The sequence below is a fragment of the Phascolarctobacterium succinatutens genome (assembly GCF_023497905.1).
In the GTDB taxonomy this organism is placed as follows: Bacteria; Bacillota; Negativicutes; order Acidaminococcales; family Acidaminococcaceae; genus Phascolarctobacterium_A; species Phascolarctobacterium_A succinatutens.
The window spans coordinates 654,037-672,262 of record NZ_CP097284.1 but is presented as its reverse complement, the minus strand read 5'-3'; the positions used below and the strand labels follow the sequence as shown (position 1 = coordinate 672,262).

At 48.4% G+C, this 18,226-nt stretch carries 16 protein-coding genes; 1 reads left to right on the top strand and 15 read right to left on the bottom strand.

Translation table 11 applies throughout. The features are described from left to right. Nucleotides 1–35 precede the first annotated feature (35 nt). From ndk to miaB, 12 genes are all read right to left on the bottom strand, one after another. On the bottom strand, nucleotides 36–449 hold the full coding sequence (ndk, locus tag M5E81_RS03225; RefSeq protein ID WP_009145907.1) for a nucleoside-diphosphate kinase: 414 nt from the start codon (nucleotides 447–449) through the stop codon (nucleotides 36–38). 81 nt (nucleotides 450–530) lie between these two features. Next, on the bottom strand, nucleotides 531–1,373 hold the full coding sequence (gene htpX, locus M5E81_RS03220) for a zinc metalloprotease HtpX (protein ID WP_249747857.1): 843 nt from the start codon (nucleotides 1,371–1,373) through the stop codon (nucleotides 531–533). Nucleotides 1,374–1,469: 96 nt separating this feature from the next. Then, nucleotides 1,470–1,904, bottom strand: a complete 435-nt coding sequence (locus M5E81_RS03215; RefSeq protein WP_009145909.1) for a type II toxin-antitoxin system RatA family toxin — start codon at nucleotides 1,902–1,904, stop codon at nucleotides 1,470–1,472. A gap of 14 nt (nucleotides 1,905–1,918) precedes the next feature. Beyond that, the gene (locus M5E81_RS03210; protein ID WP_249747856.1) at nucleotides 1,919–3,166 is read right to left on the bottom strand and encodes an aspartate aminotransferase family protein; all 1,248 of its coding nucleotides are present in this window, start codon (nucleotides 3,164–3,166) and stop codon (nucleotides 1,919–1,921) included. Between the two features lie 513 nt (nucleotides 3,167–3,679). Next, nucleotides 3,680–4,951: a divergent polysaccharide deacetylase family protein gene (locus tag M5E81_RS03205; RefSeq protein WP_009145911.1), complete on the bottom strand. Its 1,272-nt coding sequence runs from the start codon at nucleotides 4,949–4,951 to the stop codon at nucleotides 3,680–3,682. Nucleotides 4,952–4,965: 14 nt separating this feature from the next. Further along, entirely contained in the window at nucleotides 4,966–5,859 is an 894-nt protein-coding gene (gene xerD / locus M5E81_RS03200; RefSeq protein WP_009145912.1) for a site-specific tyrosine recombinase XerD, read from the bottom strand. A gap of 115 nt (nucleotides 5,860–5,974) precedes the next feature. Beyond that, nucleotides 5,975–6,226, bottom strand: coding sequence for an RNA chaperone Hfq (gene hfq / locus M5E81_RS03195; RefSeq protein ID WP_009145913.1), 252 nt, complete (start codon nucleotides 6,224–6,226; stop codon nucleotides 5,975–5,977). 80 nt (nucleotides 6,227–6,306) lie between these two features. Then, entirely contained in the window at nucleotides 6,307–7,242 is a 936-nt protein-coding gene (gene miaA / locus M5E81_RS03190; protein ID WP_249747855.1) for a tRNA (adenosine(37)-N6)-dimethylallyltransferase MiaA, read from the bottom strand. Nucleotides 7,243–7,245: 3 nt separating this feature from the next. Continuing rightward, a complete protein-coding gene (locus M5E81_RS03185; protein ID WP_249747854.1) occupies nucleotides 7,246–8,034 on the bottom strand; it encodes a class I SAM-dependent methyltransferase in 789 nt (262 codons plus the stop codon). After that, nucleotides 8,034–10,058: a DNA mismatch repair endonuclease MutL gene (gene mutL / locus M5E81_RS03180; protein ID WP_249747853.1), complete on the bottom strand. Its 2,025-nt coding sequence runs from the start codon at nucleotides 10,056–10,058 to the stop codon at nucleotides 8,034–8,036. The genes M5E81_RS03185 and mutL overlap by 1 nt, the downstream gene beginning before the upstream one ends. Continuing rightward, a complete protein-coding gene (gene mutS / locus M5E81_RS03175; protein WP_249747852.1) occupies nucleotides 10,058–12,640 on the bottom strand; it encodes a DNA mismatch repair protein MutS in 2,583 nt (860 codons plus the stop codon). The genes mutL and mutS overlap by 1 nt, the downstream gene beginning before the upstream one ends. Then, complete coding sequence (gene miaB, locus M5E81_RS03170) at nucleotides 12,640–13,968, bottom strand: tRNA (N6-isopentenyl adenosine(37)-C2)-methylthiotransferase MiaB (protein WP_249747851.1); 1,329 nt, start codon at nucleotides 13,966–13,968, stop codon at nucleotides 12,640–12,642. Before miaB ends, mutS begins: the two co-directional genes overlap by 1 nt. A 208-nt stretch (nucleotides 13,969–14,176) precedes the next feature. On the opposite strand from miaB, the gene M5E81_RS03165 reads away from it, so the two are divergent. Next, nucleotides 14,177–15,211, top strand: a complete 1,035-nt coding sequence (locus M5E81_RS03165) for a DUF2939 domain-containing protein (protein ID WP_249747850.1) — start codon at nucleotides 14,177–14,179, stop codon at nucleotides 15,209–15,211. Nucleotides 15,212–15,296: 85 nt separating this feature from the next. Here M5E81_RS03165 and M5E81_RS03160 read toward each other — a convergent pair whose 3' ends face one another. The 3 genes from M5E81_RS03160 to M5E81_RS03150 form a co-directional block, all read right to left on the bottom strand. Next, on the bottom strand, nucleotides 15,297–16,217 hold the full coding sequence (locus tag M5E81_RS03160; protein WP_040564794.1) for a carbon-nitrogen hydrolase family protein: 921 nt from the start codon (nucleotides 16,215–16,217) through the stop codon (nucleotides 15,297–15,299). A gap of 250 nt (nucleotides 16,218–16,467) precedes the next feature. Continuing rightward, nucleotides 16,468–17,382 carry an exonuclease domain-containing protein gene (locus M5E81_RS03155; RefSeq protein ID WP_249747849.1) on the bottom strand — a complete coding sequence of 305 codons (915 nt, stop codon included), beginning with the start codon at nucleotides 17,380–17,382 and terminating at the stop codon, nucleotides 16,468–16,470. Between the two features lie 48 nt (nucleotides 17,383–17,430). Next, complete coding sequence (locus M5E81_RS03150) at nucleotides 17,431–18,054, bottom strand: hypothetical protein (protein WP_009144880.1); 624 nt, start codon at nucleotides 18,052–18,054, stop codon at nucleotides 17,431–17,433. Nucleotides 18,055–18,226 lie beyond the last annotated feature (172 nt).

The following is an 18,226-nucleotide window of genomic DNA, read 5'->3' as shown; positions in this document are numbered from 1 at the left end:
CAGTCAGCTCATGGCCGCCGAAAGGCTAAAGTTAATTAGTAAATTTCTTCCGGAGCGAAGAAGTTGTTGATTTCGCGTTCAGCAGCTTCCGGGCTGTCGGAACCGTGAACAATGTTTTCACCGATGCTCAGAGCGAAGTCGCCGCGGATAGAACCGGGAACTGCTTCGATCGGGTTGGTAGCACCGTTCAGTTGACGAACAGCTTTGATAGCGTTTTCGCCGCGGATTACAGCGCAAACCAGCGGAGCGGAGGTAATGAAGTCAACCAGTTCGCCGAAGAAGGGTTTGCCTTCATGCTCAGCATAGTGGAATTTAGCTTGAGCTTCGGTAACTTTAACCAGTTTCAGAGCTGCAACTTGCAGGCCTTTGTGTTCGAAACGAGCGATGATATCGCCGATCAGATTTTTCTTAACTCCATCAGGTTTTACGAGTACGAGTGTTTGTTCCATTTGTAAATCTCTCCTTAAAGTGTAATTAAATTTTTTATACTAACCCAGTCACCGATGTGACTTAGAGGTATAGTTGAATTATTAACGGATACCCATTTTTCTTGCCTGCTCACGCAGCAGCTGAACTCTTTCCTCAGTTGCGGGGTGAGTACTGAAAAGCTGCTTGGCATCAACACCGGCAAAGGGGTTGATAATAAACATATGCGCAGTTGCTTCGGTAGCACCGGGCATTACACGACGCTCCGCATAGGCTTCAATCTTCAGCAGGGCATCAGCCAGAGCATTTGGATTGCCGCAAAGCTCACCGCCGGATTTATCTGCCATATATTCGCGGGAACGGGATACTGCCATCTGAATCAGCATAGCTGCTAGAGGCGCCAAAATCATAACCAGAATAGAAGCGATAGGATTACGGCTTTCGCCATCCTCATCACGTCCGCCGCCAAAGAACATACCCCATTGGGCAATCGTGGAAATAGCACCTGCCATAGAAGCGGCAATAGTACTTACCAAAATATCACGATGCATAATGTGACTCAGCTCATGACCCAAAACACCGGCCAACTCTTCCTTGGTCAGCATATCTGCCAGCGCAGTATTTACCGCAACGGCAGCATGCTCCGGATTTCTGCCGGTAGCAAAAGCGTTAGGCACCGGACTATTGATAATATAAACCTTCGGCATAGGAATATTGGCTTTTTTAGCCAGCTTTTCTACTATTCCGTACAGCTCCGGCGCACTGTTGCGGTCAACCTGTTGTGCATCATAGTGTGCCAGAACCATCTTATCGCTGTTCCAATAAGCAAAGAAGTTCATTGCCACGCCTACAAAAAGCATTACGGTCATGCCGCGCAGACCACCGAAGAAGTCGCCCAGGAGCATCAGCAGCGCTGTCATTAACGCCATTAAAAACGCTGTTTTCATCTAAGTAATTTCCTCCTCATAAAAGACCTGCACTGTAAACAGGTACAGGCATTAATAGAATACATTTTCAACATATCTATTATAACAAGTAATTACTTATTTTTCAATTTGGGCCTTGATAGAGTTTAACATATTTTCACTGTTTTCACGAACTTTTTTCTTAAGAATAGGATTCAGGAGGCCGGCAATCATCGGAATACCGAACTCAAAATCAACTGCCAACGTTACCTCGCAGCCGTCAGCCTGCGGTGTAATCAGCCAGGAGCCTTCCATTTTCTTTAAATCACCCTCGGTCTGAGCATAGGTAATTTTCAGCTCCTCAGGATAGAATGTATCGCGCTCGGTCCAGACGATTTTGCGTCCGTCAACATTACTTACCCAATGAGAAACAGTATAATTCTCACCGCGCTCCAAAATTTCTACGCTTACCAGGTCATGCATAAAATTAGGGTAAGCAGCCATATCCTTGATAATATCATAAATTTTTGCACCATCGCCCTTGATGGTGGTTTTGCTCTCTACATAAGGCATAATCTTATCTCCTCTTATAAATCTTCAATAACATCCGCAGTTTCCTTAACAGCACCTCTGAAAGCCTCCAGAACATGGTCGATAACCTCTTTAGGCATAATCAGCGGCGGCTCCATACGGATAACCTTAGGATTGTTCAAGGTATAAGCAACAATAATGTGCTGGTTAATCATCAGGCTCATCAGCATACCGCCGGCACCCTCTTTGGTCAGCTCAATGCCGATCATCATACCTCGACCGCGTACTTCCTTGATAACGGAAGGATATTCCGCAGCGATAGCCTCCAGACCAGCCTTCAGATAAGCGCCTGCCTCACGTCCGCGACGCAGCATATCCTCTTCCTTGATAGCCTTGATGGCTGCTACACCGGCAGCGCAGGCCAGCTGGTTACCGCCAAAGGTAGAGGTGTGCAGGAACGGTGCTTCAATAAGACCGGCCCAGGCACGCGGAGTACCGATAATCGCACCTATGGGCATTACACCACCGCCCAAAGCCTTAGCGCATGCCATCAGGTCGGGAGTAACACCGTCATGATTAACGCCGAACCATTCGCCGGTACGGCCGATACCGGTCTGTACCTCGTCGGCAATCAGCAGAGCACCCTTCTTCTCGCAAATTTCCTTCACCTCACGCAGGTAACCTGCAGGCGGAACAATAATGCCGCCCTCGCCCTGAACAGGCTCCAGAATAACGGCAGCGGTATCTTCATCAACAGCAGCATCAACAGCTGAGGCGTCTCCGTATTCTACATGAGTAAAGCCATCCAGCAGCGGTTTAAACGGCTCGCGATACATATCACGGCCGGTAGCAGTTAAGCTGCCAAAAGTTTTGCCGTGAAAAGCATTCTTTGCAGCAACGAACTTTTTGCGTTTTGTTGCCAGACGTGCTACCTTCAGACAGCCTTCAACGGATTCGGTACCGCTATTGACAAAAAAGCTGTACTGCAGCTCACCGGGAGTAATCTCGGCCAATGCCTCCGCCAAATCAGCCATCGGACGGTTGAACAGCACCTTGCCGCACATCGGCATAGCATGCAGCTCTTTTTCCACAGCCTCAACAACCTTCGGATGACGATGGCCTAAAGCAAACATACCGTAACCGCCCAGGCAGTCAATAAACTCCTGACCTTCGCTGTCGGTAATAGTCCAGCCCTCAGCATGGCCTTCAATGCTTGCCAGGCCCATGAAGCGGAACAGCTTTGCCTGAGCGGGATTGATATACTTTTCATATTTACCGATTGTTTCTTCTACATAATTAGACATTTTCTTACCTCGATTCAGTTTATGTAAATTAGAGTTTTGCAAACAGCAGAAAACTTTTTCTTAATAATTACAACTCTTGAACAACACACCAGAGCAAGCAACTAAATATATCGTGCAGCGAATAAAAATTTTAGCAAATGAGTGTCCGGAACCATATGCGGGCGCATCCAAGAAGCAAGTCCGCTGGACGAAGCTGATTGGCTCATGCGCGCCATGCGATAGTGTCCCAAGAAGCAAGCTCGAAGAGCGAGGCTGATTGGTCTGACACGAACCGCTAAACGACGCAACTGTTTGAGCGCTACACCGCACTCATATTGCAAAAACTCTAAGCTTTGCGCGAGTTTTTGCGACGCTTCGTTCTGGTTCCACACGAAATTTGCGTTGTGCCCTGTGGGCACGGGAAAATTTTTTCTGAGCGGAACGATATGTTAGTTGCGCAGTTATCAGGCGCAAACCTTTCTTGCCAACTTCTTTCAGTTATGAAAGAAGCCGAATCTAACTCCAAATCTAAATTTAATACAGCAGTTCCGTCACCGGCACAAAGGTTATCCCCGTCCGCTTAAACTCCGCCGCATACATCTCCCAACATTTGGCAGTATTCGGTCTGGCATGACAGATAGCAATAACGCTGCCATTCTTTTCCGCCATAGCGAAAGCCTTATATATCTGCTGACGAATTGCCTGCACGTCAGAGCTGTTATCCAAAAAGATATCATTGCGGGCAGTAGAAACATCCAGCTGCTGCGCCATATTGCGTGCTACCGACGCAGAATTTGTACGGCTGTCCACAAAGAAGAGCTTCTGACGACGCAGCTCCTGCAAAACAACTCTCATAGTATCCTTATCTGCAGTCGCCTTCGAGCCCTGGTGATTATTTACACCCATCACTCCCGGCAGACTGTTAAGCGCACGCCGCGTCAGGGACAGCTTCTCCGCCGCAGACAAATCCGTACGGATAGTAGCAGCGCCCTCGCTCATAGCACTGCGATCAATAGGCTCCATCGGCAAGTGCAGCATCGGCACACGCCCCTTAGCCTTCACCATCTCCAGAACATCGCTGCTGTACTGCTTATACGGCAATATCGCATAGCTGAACGGCAGCCCGGTATTCAGCAGCTTGCGCACCGGCGCCATATCATAACCGCAGTCATCAATAACGATGGCTACTTTTCCTCTGAATTGCCTGACGGTCCCCTGCTGCTCCTCTTCTGCCTTTTGCTCCGGTAAATCCTTAACATCCTTATCCTGCTTGGTCAGGTTAATGTTATGGAAGAAAATCACAGTATCCGTTACAAAGCTCTTGCTGCCTGCACCGGCCTTAACCTTAATACCAATTTCAGCCTTATAGGCATCCCATTTTTTATATTTGGCAGGCTTGCCGCTGATATAAACCAGTCCGGCCTGCTCAGCCTTTGTCTGCAGCCAGTCGCAGGCACCGGCAAGGCTTGTACCGGAAGGTACGCCAACTGCCAGCTCACGCTGGTTAATCTGCACTTTGGCACCGGATTCTTCAACCTCAACATCCTTTTTGCCATGATCATTTTCAATCAGCTGCCAATTATTTTTCTGCAGCAAAATATTATCCAACAATCGTTGTGCTTCTATAGATTCATCCAGCAGACTTACCGTCTGCGGCTCGTCACCCTTCTTGTCCAAAACATCCTTCTTGCTGTTGCTGGTGGCATAAAAAAGTCCGCAGCCAATGGCAACAATCGCAATAACCGCTGTTAAAATCAGCACAGCATATTTACTGCCGGAGGATTTTTTCTTGCTCGCTTTTGTCATAGGTGTTCTCCTTTCTAAGCCCGTGGGTGCGTTTTATCGTACACCTCGCGCAAACGCTCCACATCAAGATGCGTATATATCTGCGTGGTGGAAATATCTGCATGTCCCAAAAGCTCCTGCACTATGCGCAGGTCGGTGCCGTTATTTAAAAGATGCGTCGCAAAGGAATGACGCAGCATATGCGGTGTAACGCGCTTGCTGATGCCTGCGCTCTTGCCGTATGCCACAATAATTTCGTAAAAACGCTCCCTTGTCATCGGCCCGCCCCAACCGGTTACAAAAAGCTCTGCAGCCGTATCAGGCTTGCCATGCAGAAGCTGCGGGCGTACCACAGACAAATAATGCTCCAGATAATGCAGCGCAGTACGGCCTAACGGCAACATACGCTCCTTGGAGCCCTTGCCCATAACAATGACATACTGCATCTTCATATCAACATTTTTCACCGGCACATTTACCAGCTCAGACACACGCATGCCGGTAGCATATAAAAGCTCCAGCATTGTCTTGTCGCGATAACCGTCCAAGGTTCCCAAATTAGGCTCATCCAAAAGCCTTTCGACCTCCTGAACGCTCAGCACCTTCGGCAAATGCAGTCCTCTGCTCGCCGCCTCCAGCACCTCGGCAGGATTGCGTCGGATATAACGCTCTGCCGTAAGAAAACGGTAAAACGCCTTAATCGAAGCCAGCTTGCGTGCCACCGTCGATGCAGCGCGGCCCTCCTGCTTCAACCGCACAAGATAGGCAATCAGCTGCTGTCGCGAAACCTGCAGCAGCTCCTCATCTGCCTTCAGCTGCAGGCTTTTCATCAGCAGGCGCAAATCACGCATATACGCCAGCTGTGTATTTTTTGCCAGTCCCAGCTCTACCGTCAGATATTCCTGAAACAAGGCCAGATAGTCAAACATAAAAACCTGCCTCCATACCGAAAATTCGCCGCTTGTAAATTTTGCCGGATGCAATCTCTTTCAGAAAAAGAAAAACAACGCTTATGCGCCGTTTTTCTTTATAATCATAACTTTATTAATATTCTTTTTTCTCAGGCTGCATAATAGTAATATTAGTTGCCGGAGAAATAGTGGAAATAGCATGCTTGTAAACAAGCTGCTGTTTGCCTTCGTTTTCAATAATAACAGTAAAGTTGTCAAAACCTCTTACTAAGCCACGGATTTGGAAACCGTTCATCAGATAGATGATAACACCCAGGTTTTCCTTGCGAACATGGTTTAAAAAGCTGTCTTGCAAATTCATTGCGGGTTTTACTGAAGTAATCATTAAAAGCCCCTCCTACTCATTTTCGTTATCTCCGGAAGCACAGATTCCTAAAAACCTACACTCCTCTTTATACTTATATTTTACACCGAAATACCACTTTCTACAAGTATTTCGGAAATTTCTGCCACTGCCTGCTTATAATCAGGCTCTTCATCCAAATGCAGCCAGTGAATATACGGCATTTTTTTATACCAGGTAATCTGCCGCTTGGCAAAGTTACGCGTTGCCTGCTTCAGCTTGTCTACGGCAGCCGCGTAATCCATACTGCCGTTAAGATACCATACCATCTGTCTGTAGCCGATGCTCTGCATCGACTGGCACTCGGGCGCTACGCCCTGCTCCAGCAGACTGCGCACCTCCTGCTCCAGACCGGCCTCCAGCATCAAATCCACACGCCTGTTGATGCGCTCGTACAGCGCCTGACGCTCCATCTCCAAACCGATAACTACGGCATCATAAGGACTTTCCTGCGCCCCGTACTGGTTGACGGCCTCGCCCTGCATAGCAGATTCCAGCGCACGGATAACGCGGCGCACATTATTGGGATGAATGCGCTCCGCCTCATGCGGCGCCAGCTCCTGCAGACGCGCATGCAGCGCCAACGCGCCTTTTTCCTGTGCCTCGGCCTCCAGCCTGCGGCGCAGATTGCTGTCCTCATCCGCATTGTTAAAGGCATAATCCTCGAGCAGCGCTTTGATGTACAAACCTGTACCGCCGGCAATTATCGGCAGATGTCCGCGCGCATTGATTTCCGTAATCAGCGCAGACGCACGCTCCTTAAAATCCACAACGCTGAAGGATGCGTCCGGCGGCAGAATATCCACCAGATGATGCGGTACGGCAGCCAGTTCCTCAGCAGTTGGCTTGGCAGTACCGATATTCATATTTTTATAAACCAGCATTGAATCACCGGAAATTATTTCGCCCTGAAACTGCTTGGCAATCTCAATAGCGCAATGACTTTTTCCGGTTGCTGTCGCTCCTAAAATAACAACTACCTTGGGTTTTTGCAACATAAATCACCTTTTTATTATTCCGTACTTAATCCTGCTGTATTTTCCGCCGATAAATTCCTCGCAACCATACTCGCGCAGAATATATTTGCTGCGCTCTTTGATAACCACGCGCGGTGCTACACGCAATGCCAGCTGCAGCGTTTCTGCCGACAGCGCTTCCTCGTAGGAAAGCGGACGCAATGCTTCCATGCCCTTGGCACCGTTGACAGGATGGCGGAACATCGGATCGAAATAAACAACGTCAAAGCTGTCCGGTGCACACTGCGTCAGATAATCCTCCGCCAGCGCCTGCACCGGCTGAATCCGGCGCAATGCCGCCGTCAGGTCAACATCCTCGGCAACATAATTTTTAAGGCCATAGCTCACGGCAAAATACAGCAGCGGTGAAGCCTCCAACCCCACAACCGTTCCATCCTCACCGACAGCATAGGAGCTGATGGCGGCATCCGCCGCCAGGCCCAGCGTAGCATCCAGCACTCTTTTCCCAGGACGCAGGTCCAACGCCGTCAGCAAATGCTCCGTCGCGCTACGTTTCAGCTGCTGCAGACGCAGCACCGCCATACCAGGATGATAGGCAAAGCTGCCTGCGGCACTGTGAATACGCGGACCGTCCTTTTCGCCCACAACCAGCGCCGCCAAGTCATGTTGCGCCATAATCTCGTCTACGCCCATATTGTGCGGACGCTCCACATAAAGTGCGCCCAGCTGCTCCGCCCAGGCCCTAGCCTGAGCTGCAGCGGCGCTGCCTGTAGCATTTCTGGCCGTTGTTACGCCAATTTTGCCTGTAAGCATTAAAAGCCCGTCCTTTTAAACATTTTATACAGCTGATTGCTGTCAATTTCAATCATGCAAGGTCTGCCGTGTGGGCAGGTAAAGGGATGCGTAGTATTGCACAAATCAATAATCAGCTGACGCATCTGCCGCATATTCAGCAGCTGTCCTGCCTTAATCGCTGCCTTGCAGGCAGTCATGTGCAGCACCTCCTGCCGCAAATCACTGCCGTTGACATTACGCATTTCCCGCAGCATTTTGCTGATAGCGTTGATAAAATCCTCAGCAGAATCTGCCTTGATATCCGCCGGCAAACTGCTCACGCGCAGCAAGCTTTCGCCGGCGCTGGCAGCATCCACACCCAAAGCCAGAAATTCATCCCTGTGCTCCTCAATCAACGCAATATCATCGGCAGCCATATCCACATACAACGGCATCAAAAGCTGCTGCGACGGAATCTGCTCATGCGAAGCCACAAGCTTGTCATAAAGAATGCGCTCATGGGCAGCATGCTGATCAATAAGATAAAGCGTTGTTTCGCTTTGGGCAATAATAAATGTTTTATCAACCTGACCAATCGGCCAGATAGTATCCATACCGCTGTCGGTATCGGTAAAAGCAATAGTTTCCCTGTCAGCCGCAGGTGCAGCCTCCGCCGGCTGCGGCTTAGCAAATTCGCTGCGCGCCTCATGCACCTCCAGCACAGGCTCCTGATATCCCTTGCTGTAAGAAACTGTTGCGGCGGTTTGAGTGAAATCATCAAACGGCTGCCACATTGTCTGCTGCTCTCCCTGCTCTTTTTTTACAGCAGGCACAGGCTGTTCAGGCACCAGTAAACTTTCGGAAGCAGTTGCAAGCTGCGCATCTTCCTTGCGCTCCGGCGTTTTAAAAATCGGCTCTGCACCGCTCTTGAACACAGGCTGCGGCGCCTGATACGCCGGCTTAGGCTGGGGTGCAGGTGTAACCGGAGTTGAAATAGATTGTGGCTTCACAAACACATTCAGCTCCGAATCCGGCAGCAGCGTTACCTGCGTCTTTTTGGCGCTCATCGGCTTCGTCAGCGCATCGGTCAGCGCCTTATACATAGCCTTGTAAATAAGACTATCATCACTGAATTTGATTTCGCTCTTCTGCGGATGCACGTTAACATCAACACTGGCTGTATCAACCTTTAAATTGATGACAGCAAAGGGAAAGCCGCTTTTGGGAATCTGCGACTGGTATGCATGGTCCATAGCCTTGGAAAGCATCTTGCTGCCGATGCAGCGGCCGTTAACGAAGAACGTCTGCCACTGGCGTGTTCCCTTCAACAGCGTAGGCTTGCCGATAAAGCCGCTAATTCTTACCTTAGGATCGTTCAGCGATACCTCCAAAAGGTTTTCAGCAACATTCTTGCCGTACAGTGCTCTGATAGCATGCTCTAAATCTCCGTCACCGGGAGTACTGAGCACCTCTTTATCATTGTTCACCAGCTTAAAACGCACATCAGGACGCGAGAGCGCCAGCCTTGTCAACAGCTCGCTGATATAACGTCCCTCGGTGCTCACGGTTTTCAGGAATTTACGGCGTGCAGGCACGTTGAAGAACAGATTCTCTACAATTACGGTAGTACCTGTACTGCCGCCGCTTGCCGTAACCTCCGTGTTTTCACCGCCGTCGATATGCACAGAAGTAGCGAATTCCTCGCTCTCTGGACGGGTAAGCAGCGTAAAGTTAGAAACAGAAGCGATACTGGGCAAGGCTTCACCGCGAAAGCCCAAGGTATTCAGACTCAGCAAATCCTCAGCCTTCGTAAGCTTGCTTGTGGCATGGCGCAGCACAGCCATTTTGGCATCAGCCTCACTCATGCCGCAGCCATTATCAGTTACTCTGATATATTCCGTACCGCCGGCAAAAATCGTTACTTCAATTTTATCCGCACCGGCATCCAGTGCGTTCTCAACCAATTCCTTTACTACGGACGCAGGCTTTTCAACAACCTCGCCGGCAGCAATCTGGTTGGCGGTATTCGTATCCAACAAACGGACGGCATGCTCTTCTGCCATTATTTACCCAGCTCCTTTCTTGCTTCATCCTGCAATTTATACAAGGCGCTCATCGCCTCAATCGGTGTCATACTCATAACATCGAGCTTTAAGAGCTCATTGGCAATAGAACTGCCAAACAGCGAGCCCATCATATTATCCGGCGCTGCGGCAGCTGCAGGCTGCTGCACGTGGCCGTTGTCATTATCATATTCCTTCAGCAGCTCTTCCGAACGCTCCAGCACCTTCTTCGGCAGACCGGCGAGGCGTGCAACATGTACGCCGTAGCTGCGGTCGGTACCGCCCGGTACAATACGGCGCAGGAAGATAATATCCTTGCCTCTTTCCTTAACTGCAACGGAATAATTCTTCACACCGCTCAGCACATTTTCCAAAGCAATCAGCTGATGATAATGCGTAGCAAACAACGTCTTTGCCTTGATGCGGTCATGGATATATTCCATAACTGCGTGAGCAATACTCATGCCGTCAAAGGTACTAGTACCGCGTCCCACCTCGTCAAGGATAATCAGACTGTTTTTCGTAGCGTATTTCAAAATCTGAGCTACCTCGTTCATCTCCACCATAAAGGTGCTCTGGCCTGTCGCCAGATCATCACTGGCACCGACGCGCGTAAAAATCTTGTCTACCGGGCAAACGCTCGCCTGACGCGCAGGAATAAAGCTGCCGATTTGCGTCATCAGCACCAGCAGCGCCACCTGACGCATGTAGGTTGATTTACCTGCCATATTCGGACCGGTAATAATTATCATGCGCTCGTCAGTATTATTCAGATTGGTATTGTTGGGGACAAAAATCTCCTTTTCCAGCAAGCGCTCTACTACGGGATGGCGTCCGTCAACAATCTTGATTTCGCCGTTATTATTCAGCTCCGGTCTTACATAATTATATTTATAGGCAGCCTCTGCCAAACCTGTCAGCACATCAATGTAGCTGACGGCGCGGGCAGTTTCCTGAATCTCCTTGATTTTGCCGCGAATCAGTGTACGCAGCTCATCAAACAGATAATACTCCAGCTGCTCGATTTTTTCCTTGGCACCGAGAATCTTATTCTCGAACTCCTTAAGCTCGGGAACAATATAGCGCTCCGCGTTTACCAGCGTCTGCTTACGCACAAAGTACGGAGGCACGCTGCTGCTCTGTCCCTTGCTTACCTCGATATAATAGCCGAAAACCTTATTGAAACCGACCTTCATGGTTTTAATGCCGGTTTCTTCTTTGATTTTCTGCTCAAAGTTCTGCATCCAGGTTTTATTGTCGGCAGCAATCAGATGCAGCTCATCCAGCTCCTGATTATAACCGGTGCGAATCATACCGCCCTCGCGGACAGAAAACGGCGGCTCATCGACAATCGCCTGCTGTAATCTTGCAGCCAGCTCCTCGTGCAGATGCAGGCCCTTCCACAGCTTACGCAGCAGTCCGCTGCTGCAGCCTTCCAGGATGCCCTTCAGGCCCGGCAGCACGCTTAAGGAATTACGCAATGCCACCAAATCTCTGGCATTGGCACTGCCCACCTCAATACGGCTGACAATACGCTCCAGATCCGCCACCGCCTTCAGCTGCGCCACAATTGCTTCGCGCAGCTCTGCGGCTGCAGCAAGCTCGGCTACCGCCTCCTGACGCTCATAAATGCGGCCCACATCAAGCAGCGGGCTTTCAATCCAACTGCGCAGACGGCGCGCACCCATCGAGGTATTGGTAAAATCAAGCACCTGCAGCAGCGTACCGCGCTTCGAGCCATCCGTCATATTGCGAACCAGCTCCAGGTTACGGATAGCAGTCACATCAAGGTTCATAAAGCTGTTGCGTTCAATCCGCACCAAACGGTTAATATGGCTCAAATCGGCCATCACCGTTCCGTGCAGATAGCGCAGCAAAAGCTCAACCGTACTATGTACCTCATCCGGCACCTCACTACCGGCAAAGTGCTGCGCAAAATAATCAGCCTCCGGCGTACTCTCGTCATAATGCGTAACAACGCATTCCGGCAATCTTGCAGCCAGCCATTCCTGCAGCTTCTCACTCATTTCATCAGAAGTAAAATGAACAACAAGCTCTGCGGGCTGCAGTCTGTAAAGCTGCTCGGTGATATTCAAAAAGCTTTCCGGTGTCTGGTCAAGAAACCATTCGCACTCGCCCGTAGTTACATCGGCCGCTGCCAAGCACATTCCCTTTTCCTGCGCCTGCTGTAAAAATACCAGATAGCGATTGTGCTTATCCTCCAGAAGCTGTTCGTTCAGCGCCGTTCCCGGCGTAATAATTTTAATAACCTTGCGCTCGACAATGCCTTTGGCGAGCTTGGGATCCTCCACCTGCTCGCAGATAGCGATGCGATAGCCTTTTTTTATCAGCTTGGCGATATAGCCGTCCACCGAATGATAAGGCACACCGCACATCGGCATATGCTCCATACCGTTGGAGCGCTTAGTCAATGTTAAATTCAGCTCACGCGATGCTGTAATAGCATCGTCAAAAAACATTTCATAAAAATCGCCCAAGCGAAAGAAGAGCAGCTCATTCTGATGCTCCTGCTTCACTGCCATATATTGCTGTACCATGGGCGTAACATTTGCAGCAGCCATTAATCAACCGCCTTACCTTTCACCAGCCAGGTCTGCGCAGCTTCAATCTGCACGTTAACCTTCTGTCCAACCTCGTATTGCTTATCTTCAATCGGCCACAGCACCAGAACTCCTGTGCGTGTGCGTCCGTTCCAGACGGTTTTCTGCTTGCTGGGGCCTTCTGCCAGCACTTCTACAGTCTGACCTACCAGCTTTTCATGGCACTTCAGGCTGTTCTCGTTCTGCAGAGCCATCAAACGGTTCAAACGCTCCTTCTTCACTGCCAGCGGCACCTGGTTTTCCATTTTGGCTGCAGGTGTACCGCTGCGCTTGGAATAAATAAAGGTATAGGCAGAGGTGAAGCCAACCTGACGCACAACATCCAGAGTTTCCTCAAAATTCTCTTCGGTTTCGCCGGGGAAGCCTACAATAATATCTGTAGTAATCGTTGCGTCCGGCACATACTTGCGTACCAGCTTAACCAGCTCCAGATATTTTTCCTTCGTATAACCGCGGTTCATACGGCGCAGAATTTCCGAGCTGCCTGCCTGGAACGGCAGATGGAAGTTTTCGCAGATGTGCTCACATTCTGCAACAGCCTTGATAACCTCCTCGCTCATATCACGCGGGTGGCTGGTCATATAATGAATACGCTCAACGCCGGGAATAATATCCACACGGCGCAGCAGCTTAGCGAAAGCGTCCTTGTCGCCAAAATCCTTGCCGTAGGAATTTACGTTTTGCCCCAGCAGAGTAAATTCCTTGTAGCCATCTTTAACCGCTGCCTCAATCTCGGCAACAATATTATCGATGCTGCGGCTGCGCTCGCGTCCGCGTACATACGGCACGATGCAGTAGGTGCAGAAATTATTGCAGCCATACATAATTGGAATCCAGGCAGCAAAAGAGCTTTGGCGTACCATATGACCTTCAAACTCGCTTTGATGAATAGTCAGATCAGTATAAACCGCAGCCTTGCGCTCTGCCAGAAATTCCAGCAGCAGACGTTTAAAATCGTTAACATAAGCAGTACCCAGCAGCAAATCTACCTGCGGATGCTTTTTACGCAGCTTTTCGCCGTCCTTCTGTGCCATACAGCCTGCAACACAGATAACTACATCCGGATTGGCACGCTTTACAGCCTTTAATTCGCCAATTTTGCCGGCAATTTTCTTTTCCGCACTTTCGCGCACGCAGCAGGTGTTGACAATAATTATATCTGCGGTATGAAAATCAGGATTAGGCACATAACCAAGCTCCTGCAACTGTCCTGCATAATGCTCCGTATCGGATTCATTCATCTGGCAGCCGTAATTTATCAGACAGTAGGTTTTATTTTTATCACTCATGTAAATACCTCCGTGTAAAATCAGTCTATCATTATATTATAACCAATTACACTCACTTCCCGCAACATTTCCCCCGGAAAGAAGTAGGGAATAATTTATAAAATATTTTAGTAGTAGGTATTGAAATCTGCCCTTAAGATGATTACAATATATGCAGGCAAAGAATTTTTCCGATTGCCTTTTAATATAGTTTAGGAAGGTCAAAATCATGCAAAGCAAAAAGAAATGGTTTGTTGTATTTATTCTGCTCGCTGCCCTTGCAGGCGCAGCCTTTTATTTTCTTTATTTTATCCGTACACCGGCTTATGCCTTGAACGAAGCGCGCGTTGCACTGCAGCAGCATGACAGCGCAAAATTTTCACGATATGTTGATGTTCCCTCTGTTATGGACAACGCTTTCGAGGACATCATCAAGGCAGAAAGCAAAATCAATAACGATAATGTTTTCTCCAACCCGTTCGCACTCGGCATTCTGCATATGCTGAAGCCTTCGGTCGTAGACCTGATGACGCAAGAGGCTCTGGACAAAATTGCCGCTAAGCCCTACAATACTCCTAAGCAGCCGGCCGATCCCGTACCTGATGCTATGAAGCGTAACCTGGAACGCCACATCCCCATCCAAAACCTTACTGTCAAAGATCTGAAGCTCAGCAAGCATGAGGGTGAGACAGCAAAAGCAACCCTGGTGCTGCACAACAATGAGCTGGATAAGGATTTTATTGCCGAGCTGTTAATGCAGCAAAATGATAAAGGCGATTGGCAGATTAAGAAGATCAGCAATCTGGCAGACTTTATCGTCCAGTTGGATGCTGCCAAACGTGCTAAACAGGCCCTGCTGAACAAGCCTGTTATGGACCGCCTGAACAAAGCGCTGCAGGCAACCAGCGAGCGCCTGACGCTGAACAAGGACAGCAACAAAATCGGCAGCGAGGAAAAAGCTACGCTTACCGCTACCATCATGGCCAAAAACATGAGTAACGTTGCTATCAACCGTATGTATTACGATGTAACCGTGCTCAACGATAAGGGTGAACAGCTTTATTCCTATCCGGAGCATTATCAGGGCAGCATTGCCCCCGGACAGGCAGTGGAGCTCACCACCAGCAAAAAGCTGAATTCCATGCTGCCGGATGACCAAAAGCTGATGAACCTGGATATTACCAAAGAAACCGTAAAAATTCAGGTCACCTATATTGCTTTTGACAACGGCGAGGTAATTTCTCCTAAGGGTTTGATTGAATAACCGCAAAAAAATTAAACGCTTACATCCCACGTTGATGCGTGGGGCGTAAGCGTTTTTTGTTCTTATAATTCTTTACGTCAAAGTTTTACTCTTTAACATGCAACTGCAAAACATCCGGGCGTGAATAATGACCACAGGCGTCAAATTCCATACGGCTGGCAGGCACCTTGTCCATATCCAAATCCGCATAAATAATTGCTTCCTTATCCCAGACAGGCTCAGTAACATAATGTCCGTAAGGATCAATCACACAGCTGCCGCCGCGGCAGACAAGCTCCGGCAGCTTAGCGATTTCATCCTGCGCATGCAAATCAGCAGGATACATATCTTTAGTAAAGAACTGATCGCAGTTAATGTAATAGCAGCGTCCTTCGAGCGCAATATGCTGAATAGTAGCCTGCCACTCAGGATTATCATTTGTATTGCAGGAAATCAAAATCGTGACGCCTTTTTGGTATAAAGCCACACGTGCCAACGGCATGTAAGACTCCCAACAAATCAAATTACCAAGCGGTCCCCACGGCGAAGCAACCACAGGAAAATAAGCCTTATCCGCATCGCCCCAAACAAAGCGCTCCGCGCCCGTAGGCTTGAGCTTGCGGTGCAGGGCAGCAATGCTGCCGTCAGGAGCAAAAATGATGTTGCTGTTATAAAGCGTACCGCTTACAGCATCACGCTCCGATATACCAATGCTTACATAAGCATTTACCTCGCGTGCCGCTTCTCCGAGCGCATCAGTTTCTGCGCCAGGCACTACAATAGAACCATCATAATACCGCTTCCAATCGGCACGTCCTTCTTCCTGTCTGCTGCCTACGGTAAAGCCAAAGGTCATGCCGTAAGGATAGCAGGGAATAATCAGCTCAGGCAGCACGATAAGCTGTGCTCCGCCGGCACCTGCCTGCTTAATCAAATTAATACATTTGGCCAGTGTTGCATCCTTATCAAACATTACAGGTGAACACTGTACTACGGCTACACGACAATTTTTTTCTAAATCTAACATTTTATTCACCCTCAGATGAAAAATTTATCCGGTACAATGCTTGCTGCATAAAACAAAAACATAGCATATCATTGCTCGCACCGATATTTTTTTCTTAAATCAGTGGCAGCTGCCATGTCTTTCGCTGCTGTCAGTAAGCTTTCCGGATTTATATACGTATTATACAATAATCATCTGTTGAATTATATAGATATACAACAATTATACATTATACAATAACGAAATGCGCCTTTAAGAAAGTAAGATAGAATTAATCATTCAATCCACCAACCCGCAGCCAGCCTTTGGCCAGCAACGATTGGCAAAACACATCTTCTTTAAGAATATAGATATTCTTGCCCGCGTTTTTCATGCTGACAGCACGCTGCAAATCAGCGCCTCCACACACGGAAGCATCCGCCGTGCCGACAATAACCATATCAGAAGCTGCTGTAACATGATAAGCAACGCTTGCACCAAGCGCAGTCAGTATCTCCTGAAGGTTTTTAAGATAAAGACCGTCAAAAGAGCCAAGCAGAACTATATTTTTATCTGCCAACGGTCTTAAGCGCCTGAAAGACGGTACGATTGCAAGCTCTCTTTGCTGCGGCGGCAGATGATAATCCGCCACCGCCAGCTCCTTCAGCTTTTGGTAACAGCCGTTGCAAATATTGCAGTCAACAAGAGCCCTGTGCGCACCTGCTGTAGCAATATTAAAATATTCGGCGACCGCAGTCTGCTTATACCTGCCTAAAAACGGTAATTCATTCTGCGCCAGCTTCATAACATCAACATAATCATTGGCTAATCTTTTGGCATAATGGCCTGCCAGATTTTCCGCAATAAAGCTCAAATCAAAGGCTACATTATAGCCTGCAATAATATCATCAGCCAAAAAATCCATAAATGACAAAATTACCTCGTCGATTGCCGGAGCATCCGCAACCATGGCGTCATTGATACCGGTGAGCCGTGTAATATAATACGGGATGGATAATTCCGGCTTAACTAAGCTGGAAAATTCATCTACTCTGCGATTATTGCGGTATTTTATGGCCGATATTTCCGTTATATAATCATTCTGCGGACTCAATCCGGTAGTTTCAATATCTAAAACAGTATAATCGTCAGGATAAGCCAGAAGCAGCTTGCCGTCTATATACCTGTTTCTTTTTACAGAACTCAAAAAATCACCTTGCCGAGCTTAGCTCAGCATCTATGTCCTTTCTTTTGCTTATTTCTCCAACACCTTCATGCACATAATTCCCTTTTCGTTACGCACCAGGAAAAAGCTTATTTCATCGCCCTTGTGCAGACCGAAAACCTTTTGAGGCTCGGAAAGCAGCGTGCCTATGATATTTACCTCGCGCACTTCCTTAAGCAACACATAAGCTGCTTCGGCCTCATCGCCGCACACCAGATAAACAGTTACGATATCGGGATGCGTTGCAAGTCTTGCAGGATCTAAAGAGGTAAGCTTACGCATCGCTTCTGTCGCTTCGTCTGCCTCATAAACCTTTTGCACCATTGCCACCTTGCTTTGGAACTCGCTCAGGCGAGGCATTTCGCTCGGAAGCACAGCTGCCTGTGCTTCAAGCAGCTCGGATAATCTTATCTTCGCTGATTGCTCATCATTACCATGCAACAGCTTCAGCGTCTTTTTAGCTGCATCGTGTACAGCACAGCATAATATTTCAAAGCTGATGCCTGCCTGTTCATCTATATAACCATAGCAAAGCACGCCGGTAGCATCTTCTGTTACCTCAAAAATGCTGCCCAGGTTTTGCGCCACGCCGGCAGCGTCTATGTAAAGGTATTTATCCACAATGTCGCGGAAATTCATTTCTTTAAGAAGCATATTATCACCTCATAGGATTGGAGTAAGTTTTAATTATGATATAGGCATTTCACTTTACGCTTTTGTAAAAGACTGCCTGTATTCAATCATACATGCAATTTACGTAATTTGCAATAAAGTAATGAGGTTTTTTGAGTGTGTTGTTCTAAGCAAGATCAAAAGCGCACATAAA

Coding starts and splice junctions, on each gene's coding strand:
- M5E81_RS03210 (WP_249747856.1), bottom strand. CDS start 3,166: ATGTCTAATTATGTAGAAGAAACAATCGGTAAATATGAAAAGTATATC.
- mutL (WP_249747853.1), bottom strand. CDS start 10,058: ATGGCAGAAGAGCATGCCGTCCGTTTGTTGGATACGAATACCGCCAAC.
- hfq (WP_009145913.1), bottom strand. CDS start 6,226: ATGATTACTTCAGTAAAACCCGCAATGAATTTGCAAGACAGCTTTTTA.
- M5E81_RS03205 (WP_009145911.1), bottom strand. CDS start 4,951: ATGACAAAAGCGAGCAAGAAAAAATCCTCCGGCAGTAAATATGCTGTG.
- htpX (WP_249747857.1), bottom strand. CDS start 1,373: ATGAAAACAGCGTTTTTAATGGCGTTAATGACAGCGCTGCTGATGCTC.
- M5E81_RS03160 (WP_040564794.1), bottom strand. CDS start 16,217: ATGTTAGATTTAGAAAAAAATTGTCGTGTAGCCGTAGTACAGTGTTCA.
- miaB (WP_249747851.1), bottom strand. CDS start 13,968: ATGAGTGATAAAAATAAAACCTACTGTCTGATAAATTACGGCTGCCAG.
- ndk (WP_009145907.1), bottom strand. CDS start 449: ATGGAACAAACACTCGTACTCGTAAAACCTGATGGAGTTAAGAAAAAT.
- M5E81_RS03215 (WP_009145909.1), bottom strand. CDS start 1,904: ATGCCTTATGTAGAGAGCAAAACCACCATCAAGGGCGATGGTGCAAAA.
- xerD (WP_009145912.1), bottom strand. CDS start 5,859: ATGTTTGACTATCTGGCCTTGTTTCAGGAATATCTGACGGTAGAGCTG.
- M5E81_RS03150 (WP_009144880.1), bottom strand. CDS start 18,054: ATGCTTCTTAAAGAAATGAATTTCCGCGACATTGTGGATAAATACCTT.
- mutS (WP_249747852.1), bottom strand. CDS start 12,640: ATGGCTGCTGCAAATGTTACGCCCATGGTACAGCAATATATGGCAGTG.
- M5E81_RS03185 (WP_249747854.1), bottom strand. CDS start 8,034: ATGCTTACAGGCAAAATTGGCGTAACAACGGCCAGAAATGCTACAGGC.
- M5E81_RS03165 (WP_249747850.1), top strand. CDS start 14,177: ATGCAAAGCAAAAAGAAATGGTTTGTTGTATTTATTCTGCTCGCTGCC.
- miaA (WP_249747855.1), bottom strand. CDS start 7,242: ATGTTGCAAAAACCCAAGGTAGTTGTTATTTTAGGAGCGACAGCAACC.